Consider the following 12,400-nt stretch of genomic DNA (forward strand, 5'->3'; position numbering starts at 1 on the left):
CTACTCTTTTGCCCCGTGGTTACGCTCGTAACCGGTCTCTCAGGGCCGATATAGCTCAGTTGGTAGAGCAGCGCATTCGTAATGCGAAGGTCGTAGGTTCGACTCCTATTATCGGCACCATCAACAGAAAATCCCGTAAAAACAGCATTCTTTAGCATGTTTATCTAACGGTTTGTAACTTCTGTTAGCACTGGTAAACGCCTTTGCGTTGTATCGGCTCAAGTATTGTACAACGTACTGGCGGGTAGTTACCAGGCTCAAGCCCGAACAGCATTAGAAATTATGCCATCCCTTGAAGCTAAAAGAGTTGCCGGACTCTCTAAACACATCACTTGAACCCTTAGCGATACGTTCCGCGCTTCGTGCGGCGCTCAATGATGCTACACGTCGAGATGACGTTGCAGAGAATAAACAGGCGTAATGTTGGGAAGACTAACCGGATCGGGAAAGAATCCGGCTCTGCCACGGTTTCGATCACCGGAGTATAACGATCACCTGATAAGAGAACGTGCTAAGGCTTTATCCTCCCTGCGAAGGGATTACACCCTGCGGAAGCGCTACGCGCCGCCTTTTCTTATGTGCCCAACACGGCACGTAATGGTCATCCATTATCTGCACCATTGTAACTTTCGTTGTACTGTCTCTCTGCTGTACGTTGAGCGCTGGCAGATTCAGCGGAGGTGATATCATGTCAAAAGCCACGAATAAGGCAGCCACTAAGCGCAACAACCGTAAGATTCACGCTCGTAAATTCCTTGCTACGCCAGAAGGTAAAGCTTGGCTTGCTAAGAAGCAGGAAGAGCGAGAGGAAATCAAGCTGGCGCGAACGGCTAACAACATGTTTTAAGCTACCCATCACGGTGCTAAATGGCTTATATCGTCTAAAATCTATTAGTTGCACAATTTAGTGGGCTCTTTCTTTGGAGACACTCACCTTGACTGGAGAGCAACGAGATTTTGTTGAGTCAATGTATCAGGATAATACTAACAGTAGGGGGATGGTAATGACCAATAAGCAGTTACGTATCCACTATGGGTTTCATGGAAAACATAAAGAGAAAATTATTGAATGGGACGGATGTGATCAAATCAATACCGTGTTGTCAGCGCTTGTTGAAGATTTGAATATACCGACAGCTACTCAGACAGTTAACCTCCTTGAGCATGGCATTGATGATGTGTTCTTCTTTGATGAAGTAAGCAAAAAGTGGGAAGAGATCCCTACAAAATGGTTGGCAAGGGCATAAGGGGGCGATGTCCCCTTTATTTTATTTTTTAATATCGCCAGTACATTGATACTCCATTGAGACCAGTGTTTCCATACATCCGCTTGTGGATGGTTGAGAACAAACTGAAGTATAACCGCCGAAAGGCTCAGCACCAGAATAGCCACATGCAGCGCAACGCTGTGCTGCTGCTTGAGCGCCTTGCTGGACGTTCACTTTAGGGGGCGAACATCCCGAAAGAATAACTCGTTTTTACAGTCCCATCAGACTTGCTACCACCAGTTAGAACCTGTTGTTTCTATACAGCACACCCAGACAGAAGCAGAGAAGAAGCTAACAACATCAATAAACTTTTACGCATCAAGGATCATCCCTACCAAGAGTTTTTGTGTTAAGTTGTTGCGGTAAGATTGCTAACTTAAAATATAGCCTCAAAAACTTTAAGAGTTTTCTTAATGATTTCTGTCTGATTCTTGAAAGAAGGAATAATAGTTGCTGCGCGTGATAATGTTAATTGTTTCTATCTTGGCATTACCTGAAACATTAGGTTGCTCTTTTATTGTGTTCTTGTTTGTGAATAACTGGTTAAGTAAACAGGAGGCGATTGCCATCGCGCGTATTATTGCCGTCGAGATGCGTTCATCTGGTTATATAGATAGTTTCGAACTTCGTGTGAGCAGATTTGGGGCGAAGAAGTTTTTTAGTATGTTTGGGGAGTTTTACCTCAACCAATTTGATCCCGACACACGAGAGAGAAAGTATCAGGGGGATGTATCTCTGCAAGGTGTGGGTAATGTGTACTGTGAGTTCACTTATGATCACTACAAGTTTACCAAGTGCACCCTCACTGCTGGTGTGTTCTGATTGCTTTCCAAATGCTCTGGTGCGCCTTGCGTTAACCTTTCAGTCTCATGAGCGCCAGCGGCAGTACAATCAAGCGTTTCATATTGCTCACTCCCAAATGTTTGCAAGGGCAGCGCCCACGCTCTTAACGTCAATTTTCAAATAGTTCATGGTGACTTTGGGATCTGAGTGGTTCAGCGCTTTCATTGCTAAAGCCAAATTCCCGTTAGACTTCTCCCACACCTGTGTGGCAGAAAACTTGCGAAAAGAATGGCATCCTACTGTTCCTTTGATCCCCACATTCTCCGCAGCCTGTTTGATCTCACGGTTCACCTGTTCACGGCTGACAGGGGCTTTTCCTGATGCACGATTGCTGTGTGACGTAAAAACATATTCGTCTTTCGGGAATGCCTGGCGGCGACGTTCTACAATCTCCCACACCTTCGCAGGGACGATGATTTCTTTCTTCTTGCACGTCTTACTCTCCAGTACTTCCAGCGTATTTCCTTCCTTGAACTGGGTGAACTTTAAATTCACCGTATCCCCGACACGTAAGCATAAAGAGGCCATTGTTACCGCTACGTCTGCGAATAGCTGTTTGTTATGACTTTCAAGCCAGTTAATCAGCTTAAAAGCCTCTGCCTGGGTGATTATCTTCGTGGTCGCCATCTGCTTATCTCCGTAAATCTTGAAACTGTGAAATAAGATTATGATCATTTTCAGCAAGTTACAACTATTCAATCTCACATTTTTTGACGGAGTGGTGGAAGGTTGCGCCATTTCCAGCACTACTGAACGCGAAAAAGCACGGACTCCTGTTTGAAATTCGAACAATTTCGGAATATCTTGAACAAAATCATAATGTTGGCAAGTCTAAACAGATGTTTGAACGTTGCCAAATCCTGGCGAGGCTATGCACGGTTTATGCAGATTCATTGCATACCAGAGAGGCGAAGGGCGAAGATAAAGCGTAGCGTATCAAATAAATCAATAGGTTAGGTATTCTATCTCACATTTCTACAGAACCTTGAGGTAGGGATATTGCACCGTAGATGATAATGATTCTCATTTGAATTGATTGTACTAAGAAATGATTAGAATGCTAATGAATTGGCTGGTTTCAGCATGGAAAAAGAAACATCGTTTCAATTTAGAAAACTCATTCAGCACATTGCACCTATCATGAAAGTGCTCATTGTGGACAATGATCGCTGTGAGCCGCACGGCGCAAGGCTTTCGTATAAGTGATGAAAGATACTTTGAAAGTGAGAAAGGCGCTCAGAGAGCGTTACTGGTGGATTATTTGGAATAGATTAAGCATCGCTTTACCTGGGGTTTAGCGGGTATTTAGAATGTAATTAGCGTGGGATTTTTCCGGCGCTATGGAGGCGAGTATTCGCAATTAACACGCAATCATGAGTGAAACGAGGGATGTAGGGTTAATTCTCCATAAAGTGGACTGTACAATTTGGTATGCGCTGATCACGCGCATGGAGGATAGCTATACAGGAAAGTGACTTCTACAGAAAAGTATTGTTGAGAAGAGATTTTTCCTGTATAGAAACTTGTCATGTTCGCTTCACTCACTGACACAAACCAACTACTAACTACCCTTAATTAAATTAAGGTTATTAATTATCTCTCTTATGTTCTCGTATTCCTCGAACATACATCATTGTGCAGGATGATCATGAGTAGATACCTTTTCATGCGACATTCACCCGCTGATCGCTGGTTCATTGTGAGCCTACGATCTCAACACATCAAAATTATGTAAAAGGGCTTATCATTAAAATGATGTGTTAACAGGTTCATTGTGCGATGTAGCGTAGCTACAAGATCGGCTCACTCGCATGAAGAGCCGGAAATGATGCCAATCGTAGAAGCGTCCTCTCCGGTTGGCAAAACTACCATAAAAACTTGTTGACTTCCACTAACTAATGTTGCTATAAAGCACATTATGTCATTGACATTTAGCAAGGCATTGAAATAGATCAATAAATGTCTTGACAAAACGTTCGTTTGTATGTTATAGTTAGGTATGTTCTGAAGAAACAGAACAACAATTCACTCTACAGATTTCCTTTTAAGCCTCCTCCTGGGCATTCGGTGAGGGGGCTTTTCTGCGTCTGTAGCTCACCGACAAGGTGAGTCCCCACAATGAATAAGGAGACAATCTTCTATGAAGTATTTCAGCAGTGACCAGGTGTTTTATGAACTGGTGAGTGGTAAAGCCACAAGAGATTTAATCTACGCATCTATGTACGTAGCCAGAAAACGAAAGTATTTCGAACGTGAACAGATGTTTAAAGAAGCACTATCCCGTTTTGATGAATTTAAGAAGGATTCCAAAGAATGAAGATTAACTTCACCCCTGAAACTTACGAGGCTTTGATCAATCGGGCTAATCGTGAAAATAAAGCCGCCGCCGCACTGGTGAGCGAATTAATAACAACAATCCTTAACAAAGAGGAAACAAATGAACCAAAGAAGAAAAGTAATAACCTACGTTGATGCAATTTGCGGATCTGGAAAGTCCACCACGTTACAGCACTACATCAAATCAAGTTTATTAACAAACTCCGAAGCAATTCCCCCTCGTTATCTTCTCGTGATGCCAACACATGAATTATGTGGACAGGTGAGGGAAGAACTAAAAGACAGACGGGTGAAGAGTTTCCATGTGGACACCGAAACAGAAGCGGTAAGACACCTAATTTCCACCTTGGAATACGATTTCCAGCATTCGGTTATTATCTGTACACATCAATGTTTCATTCATTACTGCTATCGTGCAGCGCTTGAAACGGAACTTCAAAACCTTCTCCGTAATTTCAGTATCTTTGTTGATGAAATCCCTGATGCAATGTTTGGCGCTTACATCAAAGTGCAGCATACCAAACGGACGGAACAAAATTTCCCATTCCTGGATTGGCTGGAAGAGCGGGACGGATTGTTATTCCTGAGTGAGGATAAGCGTGAAGATTTCTACGACTATTGGCACGAAACAGAGGCGAATGGTGCTGAGTTAAAGCGCCTGCTCTGGGCGATTATGCAGGGTGCTGGACTTCTCTACGAAGAGAATAAACACCTGTTTGCCTTCACTGAGTCTCCAATTATCAGATCTGTAGAATGGGCTGAACAACTCACACTTTTAGGTGCTGGCTCTTCTCGAAGTTTGTTTACCTGGGCTGCTGAACATCTGGCGAAATACGAAGTTGAGGAAGCTGGTGAAGATTTACAGCCGCCACTTGAAAGACGTAAACATAAGCGTGTACCGATCTCCCTGGTCGCCGTATGTGAAAACAGATGCACTTTGACAGCATTACAGAAAGTGTTTCACGAACATCTCCAGGAAATCATCCAGCGCGTGCCTGGTGAATTTATCTTCGCTACCAACAGAGATAAATCCCTGTGTCAGTTTACTACGATAGGGGATGAAATTCTTACCGATGCTTCCCGTGGTATCCGTGTTTCAATGGCTTCCTATGGCCTGAACCATTACCAGCACATACACAATGCAGCGTTTCTTGGTTGCAGTAATCTTGATAAAGATTTCCAAGGTAAATGGCGGCAGTATGCGGAGCTTAACGGCTGGAATGTTGAAGAATTTGAACAGAAGCAACGCTCCGCGATGAATTATGAACGGTGCTACCAGTTTATTAGTCGTACATCTATCCGTAATGCTGACACTGATCACCCTCTGGTGTTCGTAGTACCTGATCTGGCAACTGCTGAATACATCAAAGAGCATTATTTCCCTGGAGCAAAGATTGAATGTCTGAAATTTGGGAAAGTGAGAAAGAAAGTTAAAGGTAACAACACCCGTAAAGAAGTACAGGAACACAAATCCAAAGGATTGACCCAAAGACAAACGGCTGAACTAATGAAGAAAGGGATCGCCACAATACAACGCCACTGGAACTAATCAGGAGGACTAATTGATACAATACATAAAATTGAACAACACAAACCAGATACAGATCAACGATAGCGGGAAGGGCGTTTACCATGCCCTGGTTTGGTTCTGGAGAGGACGTAGGACACGCATTTCCTACGGAGAACTATCTGATAAATCCGGTGTAAGTGATCACGGGATCAGGTTCTGGCTTCGTGCGCTGCGCAACATTGGTGTGATTGAGATAGATGATGAAAGTAGCTATTTATCATTCACGCTGAAACACATCGAACGAGACAATGTAGAATTTATCTACTCTAATTTCTAAAACTCACAATAGGGAAACTTTTATGATCATCGCTATGTATTGGTTATTTGCATTTTACGCAGTATGGACATTAACGAGAAAACACGGAAGTTTCCCTCTACGAGGAATGAATGGGAAAAAGAAAACGTAACGTAGTTACAAAATTTGAACGAAACGCACAATCATTATTACGAACATCTGATTTTCAAAATCTATCTCGCCTTTCGAAGGAATACAATTCTGTTCCTGGTGAATGGCAAACTACAATAATTGAAGAGAATAGCCCTGCAATGTCTCCTGACGAGATGGGCGCATTACAGGATATTCTCAATAGCTGCCCTGGTGCATTCTGGAAACCCAGGAAGATGAAAATCTTTAATGTGGATTCTTCAAATCTTCACAAATGGCAAATTCTTAATTTCTCCTCATACGAACATTATTGCGGCTGGCTTTCGGTTAATCACCTTAACAATTTAACCCGCGACTTTGACACCCTATTTGATACCAAGGAACATTATGACTCTTAACACTATGGACACCGTGAACATCGTGAACACCCTTATTAACTCTTTCCACGATATCTGGCATCTACCAGCATTGCAGCTTGTTAATAAGGCGTGGCGTGAGAGAACGCCCTCCGCGCTTCTGGAAGCGATACAATACACTGAACAGGCAATTACCGCCCTTGAACACTGGAGCGCTGCTGTAGAGCACCTGGTGCAGATGAACGGGGATACCGTCACCGTGGATCAGGCGTGGCGCATTGCCAATGACCTTGAAGAGCTTGCTTGCTCCCTGCAATACATCACCGCCGAACTTGCGGAACTGGCAGGAGCCATTGCCGAGAAATACGCAGTAAGCGAATTTGAATAAAAATGCAAGGAAAGTGAATAAAATTTCGGTTTGGGTATTGACAAATTAACAGAAATGTTATAGAATAAGAAGTATGGATAGTATTCGAATCACCTCTCCCTCCAGAATGCCGTTTCTCATAGCGGCACTCTCTCCATCTGAATTTTCTCTCTGAAAGCTGGTTGTTTTCCTTTGTTGTGTTTAGTTCCAAAGGGTGGCGCGGGCGTTCCCACTTGTGTCGGGTGGTAACGGACAATCACCGCGCACATTCTCTTTCAGAGAGCAAATTCTTTGCTCTAAACCTTATAACCCCGTTAGGATTATAAGTAGTCAGACTGAATAAATGCCGTCAGTGGTAGTTACGTTCAGGCTGGCAATCTCTTATTACTATTCCAGTGGTGATATTGAGATTCCATTCCCACTTCTCGCCATGACAGAAGGGCTTCTGTTTTGAAGTGGGAGCAATGACGGGCGATCCTTCTTCTGTTATTCGTAACAGTTGCGCCCTTCATTTTATTCAAGAAACCATTCTTTAACTTCATAATCCTCCGAAACGATGACGTTAAACAATGCTTTCTAACAAGGGCATACTCTTCAGGGCTACTTCGGTAGCCCTTCTCTTTACCCTGCATACAGCATTTATGTTGTACGCAGACACAACGCGAAGGAACAACACAATGTTCTTATTAAACAATCGCGACCGAATCCTAAAATACAAATCCGAAGTGATTCAAGTTAACCCTGAAATAACAGCTAAAGTGGCTGAAATGGCAGGATGCACTATAGAAGAAATTGAACTCGCTGTAGAGCGTTATTTCCCTTCTGAGGACACTCCTCAACTTAGTATGCAGGAACGGATCGCAATCAAATCCAAGGAAATCAAACAACAATGATTGTAGACCTAACCGAACTTTTCCCAATTCGTAAGAGTTTCACGGACGTAGTGAGCTACGCCACTGATTCTTTTGCAGTCGTAGAAGGTCGTGTTTTCGACCTGCCAGCGGATATTCAATGCGCCGATGTCATCGGGGCTGATGGCGCTTTATACACCTCCGGCGATAATGCCTTTGTGGTGGTAAGTGATTTCGTGAGTGCTGGCGACGGTAAAACCGTGAATGTCCTACGTGCGCCTAATGTTGGCAGCTTCGTAGCGCTCAAAGCCGACAACCTGAATGCAGCTAACCACGCCGCAGCTATTACCACGCTCGAATCCAAAGGATTCGTATGCCGTCCATTCTTCACCTCTTAATCAAGGATGATCATTAATGACTAAAATCGCAATTGGGCGTGAGATGGTCGATTTAGCGCCAATCTTCCAGGCCCTGCCGGAACGTAACTACCTTATGAATGCCCTCGACCTCTTCGACGAAGTAGGTGTTCAGAATCCGAAAGTGGTGGTGACACAGCTTCTGGATGATAACTACAGCCTGTTTAACACCCCGCAGAGCCGTTATTCATCAAACCACGACACTACCGCGCGTCAGAATGGTAAAGAATATTTGGTGGAGATTCCTTGGTTTGCAAGGGAAGACACCTTCAAACCAGTAGACGTACAAGGGAAAAGGGTACAAGGCACTGATTACGAACAAACCGTTACAGACCTGTACACCGAATACACTGGGAAACATAAAATTGCTTACCTTCGTACCCGAGAATCGTACCTGGCCCGCTGCCTCTTCAAAGGTGAAGTGTACACCCCTGCAACTGATGACCTGCTGATCTCTTATGCTGAATTGTTTGGCGTTGTGCCAATGACAGCCAGCGTGAGTGCAGCGACAGCGGCACAGGATTTTGATGCCATCTTAGACAAAGTTCAGGCTGCCGCAGGTGGATTGGCTGGTCAGATTGAACGAGTGATCGTATTCGCTAAACCTGCTGCATTCAGCCAGATTCGCTTCTCTGACAGTATGTCTAAAGCGTTCCAGTATGTAGCGCCATATGACGACCGTAACCTGTTCTACCAGCGTCACGAGCTTCTCCCTGGTGTTTCAACCTTTAGCCTACCTGGTAGCCCAGTAGATTTTGTGAAGGTCACAGACACGCTGATCCTTGCACAGATGCCAGATGATGCTGACATGGTGGCGGTTCCGGTGTTCAGCAAGGGCAGTGGCAGTACAAACCCTTATCAGAACATCTACGGCGCTGCCTCTGGCAACTTTGCGCTGATTGATGCTGCACCTGCTGAATACTACTCCTGGGGCTACCTGAGCGAGCGCGGCGATGCTTACCACGTTATGCACGAAAACAGCGCACTGCCTGTAAACCATGCGTTAGGTATGCAGGTGAAAATCACCATCACTGCTTAATGAGCAAGCGGCAGCCTGCCGCTGGAAATAATCAGGCGTTTTAATGAGGGATGCTCACTAATCCACAGCGCAATTGTGGCTCTGGTTGCATCCCTTTTTTTATTTCCCCCATAACAAGAGGAAAAATAGAGGTGGAACTCATACTCAAATCCAATCGTGGCCTACACGTCCGACTGAGTGCAGACGATGCAGAAGGGCTGCTCAAGGTGAGCCAGCTTTGCGAGCTATTAGAGATATCGTATACGGGCGTTAGAGCGCGTATTTTCCGTGGTGAAACCGTCGAAGCGGCAATTCATCACTTCTTGGATCAGAAAGGCGGTGGTGATGCTTGATATCAACGTAGCTTCCATCAAGACGACCGTTTCCTTTGTGGTCGATAAACAAAGTCTGGCGGAAGCCCGTAAAGCTGGCGATGACCTGAAAAAATACTTTGAGAAAATAGCCGATCCGAAGATTCGCTTCCAGGCTCAAAAGCAGCGCAGACAGAAAGCCCGTCAACAAGCTGACGATGCACGTTTTAATGATAAACCTCGTGATACGAAGGAAATGAAAGCCCAACGTGCGGCGGAGAAGCAGAAAGTCAGGGATGAAAAGGCTAATCTGAAAGCGAAGCAGCAGCTACAGAAGCGCCAGGAAGTAGCCGAACTTAGACTTCGCCATGCAGGGCTGCAAATCTCTGGGATTAAAGGTAAATACGAGCTTGATCCTAAGTCTCAATATGAAGCGTTACGTATCATACGTCAGCAAACAGAGGAATTTGCCAAAGGCAATCTGACCAGTGCCCGTATGAACGCATCTATTCGTGAGCGTGTAACTCTGTTACGCAGAGAAGCCGCACAACAAGCGAAAGTGACACAGGCACAGCGTACCCAGTATGCCGCAGCAGCCACTAAGCTAAAGGCTCAGAAGGGCGGGAATGCTCCTATCGTCGGTGGTGGGGTATTAGGAAGCCTTGCGTTAACGGCTGGCTCCCTCGGAGTGGGGCAGCGAATTGTTGACAAAGGGAATGATAACCTCGAACTGGTGAGAATGAGTGAACGTGTGAAAACCAACCCAAACGCCATAAAAACGATGGTAGCCTGGGGACAGCAACACGGTGTTGATTCAGCTAATACCTCAAAAGCCGTCGATAACATGAAAGATGTGCGTGAACGCCTCGCCATGACTGTTAACGATGCTCAAATGAAGAATGGCGAATGGAAGGGTGGGGATGGTGGCATTACGTCGATAATGAACAAATTTGGATGGAGTAAGGATCAGATTTCCAAGTTCCAAGATTCACCACTCGATTTTGTTCAAGCTACGGTGAATGAAGGGCAACGCCGTGGTATGTCACAGGCTCAGATTGGTACGTTGATCGAGAGTTTAGGTGATGACCTGATGCACTACACCGATATGTTCATGAATAACGGTGCAGAGTATAACAAGACGCTGAAAACTCTCGTTGAATCGGGGCAGACGCTGAACGACGAGCAAATCCGCCAGGTATCCGCTTACGGCGATCTGTCCGTGGCAATGGGTAATCTGATGAATGGAGTAGACAATCAGTTGTTTACAGGCTGGATGAAAGGCTTTGCCGATGGGGGCGACGATCTGGTAAGGAACACCAAAGTGATCACAGAATCAGCCGGATTGCTCGGAGAGGGATTAGGCGACCTTGCTAAACAGGTGACGGGCTTTGTTGGAGAAATCTCCAGCGTAGTGTCCGATCTGAATGCTGGCATTCGTGAGAAGTTCCCAGATTGGTTTAGCGAAGCTAACAAGCCAGCGGCCCAGGCGGTAATAGATGGTGTAACAGGTAGTGCTGATAGTGCGGCTTCTTGGGTGCAGGACAAGACAGGGTTTAATACCCGTAGTGTCGGTCATGCTGTTAAAGATTGGTTAGGAATAGATGATCAGCCTACAGGGACAGCGGTAGAACAATACAGTCTGAATGGTGATTCTCTGCCAGGGGGATCGCTTCGTGATTCTGCTATATCATCCCTAACCAGCACCAATAGTGCGCCATCGTACAACCTTGCACCTGTATTCAATCTCAATCTTGAGGCGTCTGTTCCGCTCACAATTGCGAGTGATTCAAGTAGGCTTGCGGATTATGTGGATTTTACGGCGAAAGCCTCACAAGCGGCGTTTACTCAGTCACTAACCTTGTCAGCCTTGAGCGGTCAAAGCAGTACAGGCGGGTGATACATCAAAGGGGCGTAAGCCCCTTTTTTGATGGTTTCAACACTACAGCAATAAATCCACGTTTTTAAAAGGGACAGATTTAAAAAGATACCCCTGTAATCCCCAAACCCCCACCTCACGCAGTATTCCCAAATGTTCTCGATTCTCAATCCCTTCGATAATAACTTTGCCGCAGTGTTTTTTAATTGATGCAATTAACTGGTTGAAGGTTGGTTTTTTCACCTGCTCATTGAAGAAAATACGATCTATTTTTACCACTTCAAAGTAACCTTCTATCAAACTAACTACATTTGCATTACCTGCCCCAAGGTCATCGAGCCATAGCCCATTTACACCCTGGCTCAGCGATTTTAATAAGGGACTTTTCAATCCCTTATCCAAACCAGGGAAATGCTCAGAAAGTTCAAGTTTGATGAATGGCATCGATTCGAAAGTTTGTCTAAGTATGTAGTCATGACGTATTAAAAAAGCCATTTTCTGATCAATGTTCAGTGTACAAAATAGATTCTTTCGTTCGAACCACGTTTGCATAGTGGCAATGTTTCCACATTGTTCGTATAGGAAAAGCCGCTTCCTATCTAAATCCCAAGATGAAATTACGAATTCAGGGTGAAGGGGGCGTCCATCTGAGGCAATGAAGCGAGTGAGAAGCTCAACGCCTAACAACCTCTCGTCAATGCTCACTATAGGATCAGCAATGAATGTAGTATCCATAACAAATACCTTAAATTTTAATTAAAATTATATTGTAATTTTTATCACAATAAAGCAATAGTATTGC

General features: G+C 44.7%; 15 protein-coding genes and 1 tRNA gene. 13 read left to right on the forward strand and 3 right to left on the reverse strand.

Translation table 11 applies throughout. The annotated features are described in order from the left end of the window. The first annotated feature begins 44 nt into the window (after window positions 1–44). From HWQ15_RS12860 to HWQ15_RS12870, 3 genes are all read left to right on the forward strand, one after another. Window positions 45–120: transfer RNA gene (locus HWQ15_RS12860), tRNA-Thr, on the forward strand. A gap of 568 nt (window positions 121–688) precedes the next feature. Next, entirely contained in the window at window positions 689–847 is a 159-nt protein-coding gene (locus tag HWQ15_RS12865; RefSeq protein ID WP_023303150.1) for a hypothetical protein, read from the forward strand. Between the two features lie 157 nt (window positions 848–1,004). Beyond that, the gene (locus HWQ15_RS12870) at window positions 1,005–1,247 is read left to right on the forward strand and encodes a hypothetical protein (protein ID WP_023303151.1); all 243 of its coding nucleotides are present in this window, start codon (window positions 1,005–1,007) and stop codon (window positions 1,245–1,247) included. A 21-nt stretch (window positions 1,248–1,268) separates the two neighbouring features. Here the strand turns inward: HWQ15_RS12870 and yecR are convergent, their stop codons facing one another. Next, a complete protein-coding gene (yecR, locus tag HWQ15_RS23190; protein WP_223862021.1) occupies window positions 1,269–1,442 on the reverse strand; it encodes a YecR family lipoprotein in 174 nt (57 codons plus the stop codon). 291 nt (window positions 1,443–1,733) lie between these two features. Here yecR and HWQ15_RS12880 point away from each other — a divergent pair, with 291 nt between their 5' ends. Next, window positions 1,734–2,090, forward strand: coding sequence for a hypothetical protein (locus tag HWQ15_RS12880; RefSeq protein ID WP_045608302.1), 357 nt, complete (start codon window positions 1,734–1,736; stop codon window positions 2,088–2,090). A gap of 87 nt (window positions 2,091–2,177) precedes the next feature. Here the strand turns inward: HWQ15_RS12880 and HWQ15_RS12885 are convergent, their stop codons facing one another. Beyond that, entirely contained in the window at window positions 2,178–2,738 is a 561-nt protein-coding gene (locus tag HWQ15_RS12885) for a tyrosine-type recombinase/integrase (protein ID WP_023303153.1), read from the reverse strand. A 1,513-nt stretch (window positions 2,739–4,251) separates the two neighbouring features. On the opposite strand from HWQ15_RS12885, the gene HWQ15_RS12890 reads away from it, so the two are divergent. The 9 genes from HWQ15_RS12890 to HWQ15_RS12930 all read left to right on the forward strand — a co-directional run bounded on the left by HWQ15_RS12890 (window position 4,252) and on the right by HWQ15_RS12930 (window position 11,619). Then, window positions 4,252–4,428: a hypothetical protein gene (locus HWQ15_RS12890; protein WP_013098603.1), complete on the forward strand. Its 177-nt coding sequence runs from the start codon at window positions 4,252–4,254 to the stop codon at window positions 4,426–4,428. Beyond that, window positions 4,425–4,583, forward strand: a complete 159-nt coding sequence (locus HWQ15_RS12895) for a hypothetical protein (RefSeq protein ID WP_023303154.1) — start codon at window positions 4,425–4,427, stop codon at window positions 4,581–4,583. Before HWQ15_RS12890 ends, HWQ15_RS12895 begins: the two co-directional genes overlap by 4 nt. Next, window positions 4,549–5,997, forward strand: a complete 1,449-nt coding sequence (locus tag HWQ15_RS12900; RefSeq protein ID WP_023303155.1) for a hypothetical protein — start codon at window positions 4,549–4,551, stop codon at window positions 5,995–5,997. The genes HWQ15_RS12895 and HWQ15_RS12900 overlap by 35 nt, the downstream gene beginning before the upstream one ends. Before the next feature lie 408 nt (window positions 5,998–6,405). Further along, on the forward strand, window positions 6,406–6,801 hold the full coding sequence (locus HWQ15_RS12905; protein ID WP_032623407.1) for a hypothetical protein: 396 nt from the start codon (window positions 6,406–6,408) through the stop codon (window positions 6,799–6,801). Then, window positions 6,791–7,147 carry a hypothetical protein gene (locus HWQ15_RS12910; protein WP_023303157.1) on the forward strand — a complete coding sequence of 119 codons (357 nt, stop codon included), beginning with the start codon at window positions 6,791–6,793 and terminating at the stop codon, window positions 7,145–7,147. Before HWQ15_RS12905 ends, HWQ15_RS12910 begins: the two co-directional genes overlap by 11 nt. A 656-nt stretch (window positions 7,148–7,803) precedes the next feature. Continuing rightward, window positions 7,804–8,019 carry a hypothetical protein gene (locus HWQ15_RS12915; RefSeq protein WP_023303158.1) on the forward strand — a complete coding sequence of 72 codons (216 nt, stop codon included), beginning with the start codon at window positions 7,804–7,806 and terminating at the stop codon, window positions 8,017–8,019. Beyond that, the gene (locus HWQ15_RS12920) at window positions 8,016–8,375 is read left to right on the forward strand and encodes a hypothetical protein (RefSeq protein ID WP_023303159.1); all 360 of its coding nucleotides are present in this window, start codon (window positions 8,016–8,018) and stop codon (window positions 8,373–8,375) included. The genes HWQ15_RS12915 and HWQ15_RS12920 overlap by 4 nt, the downstream gene beginning before the upstream one ends. 16 nt (window positions 8,376–8,391) lie before the next feature. Beyond that, complete coding sequence (locus HWQ15_RS12925) at window positions 8,392–9,432, forward strand: major capsid protein (RefSeq protein WP_023303160.1); 1,041 nt, start codon at window positions 8,392–8,394, stop codon at window positions 9,430–9,432. 324 nt (window positions 9,433–9,756) lie between these two features. Further along, a complete protein-coding gene (locus HWQ15_RS12930; protein WP_023303162.1) occupies window positions 9,757–11,619 on the forward strand; it encodes a cell envelope integrity protein TolA in 1,863 nt (620 codons plus the stop codon). A gap of 42 nt (window positions 11,620–11,661) precedes the next feature. Here the strand turns inward: HWQ15_RS12930 and HWQ15_RS12935 are convergent, their stop codons facing one another. Continuing rightward, window positions 11,662–12,333, reverse strand: a complete 672-nt coding sequence (locus tag HWQ15_RS12935; RefSeq protein WP_023303163.1) for an EAL domain-containing protein — start codon at window positions 12,331–12,333, stop codon at window positions 11,662–11,664. Window positions 12,334–12,400: the final 67 nt, after the last annotated feature.

This window comes from Enterobacter sp. DSM 30060 (assembly GCF_013375955.1).
GTDB lineage: Bacteria > Pseudomonadota > Gammaproteobacteria > Enterobacterales > Enterobacteriaceae > Enterobacter > Enterobacter intestinihominis.

Excerpts from the sequence above, each read along its gene's own strand:
- HWQ15_RS12865 (WP_023303150.1), top strand. The coding sequence starts at position 689 with ATGTCAAAAGCCACGAATAAGGCAGCCACTAAGCGCAACAACCGTAAG.
- HWQ15_RS12870 (WP_023303151.1), top strand. The coding sequence starts at position 1,005 with ATGACCAATAAGCAGTTACGTATCCACTATGGGTTTCATGGAAAACAT.
- HWQ15_RS12880 (WP_045608302.1), top strand. The coding sequence starts at position 1,734 with ATGTTAATTGTTTCTATCTTGGCATTACCTGAAACATTAGGTTGCTCT.
- HWQ15_RS12885 (WP_023303153.1), bottom strand. The coding sequence starts at position 2,738 with ATGGCGACCACGAAGATAATCACCCAGGCAGAGGCTTTTAAGCTGATT.
- HWQ15_RS12890 (WP_013098603.1), top strand. The coding sequence starts at position 4,252 with ATGAAGTATTTCAGCAGTGACCAGGTGTTTTATGAACTGGTGAGTGGT.
- HWQ15_RS12895 (WP_023303154.1), top strand. The coding sequence starts at position 4,425 with ATGAAGATTAACTTCACCCCTGAAACTTACGAGGCTTTGATCAATCGG.
- HWQ15_RS12900 (WP_023303155.1), top strand. The coding sequence starts at position 4,549 with ATGAACCAAAGAAGAAAAGTAATAACCTACGTTGATGCAATTTGCGGA.
- HWQ15_RS12905 (WP_032623407.1), top strand. The coding sequence starts at position 6,406 with ATGGGAAAAAGAAAACGTAACGTAGTTACAAAATTTGAACGAAACGCA.
- HWQ15_RS12910 (WP_023303157.1), top strand. The coding sequence starts at position 6,791 with ATGACTCTTAACACTATGGACACCGTGAACATCGTGAACACCCTTATT.
- HWQ15_RS12915 (WP_023303158.1), top strand. The coding sequence starts at position 7,804 with ATGTTCTTATTAAACAATCGCGACCGAATCCTAAAATACAAATCCGAA.
- HWQ15_RS12920 (WP_023303159.1), top strand. The coding sequence starts at position 8,016 with ATGATTGTAGACCTAACCGAACTTTTCCCAATTCGTAAGAGTTTCACG.
- HWQ15_RS12925 (WP_023303160.1), top strand. The coding sequence starts at position 8,392 with ATGACTAAAATCGCAATTGGGCGTGAGATGGTCGATTTAGCGCCAATC.
- HWQ15_RS12930 (WP_023303162.1), top strand. The coding sequence starts at position 9,757 with ATGCTTGATATCAACGTAGCTTCCATCAAGACGACCGTTTCCTTTGTG.
- HWQ15_RS12935 (WP_023303163.1), bottom strand. The coding sequence starts at position 12,333 with ATGGATACTACATTCATTGCTGATCCTATAGTGAGCATTGACGAGAGG.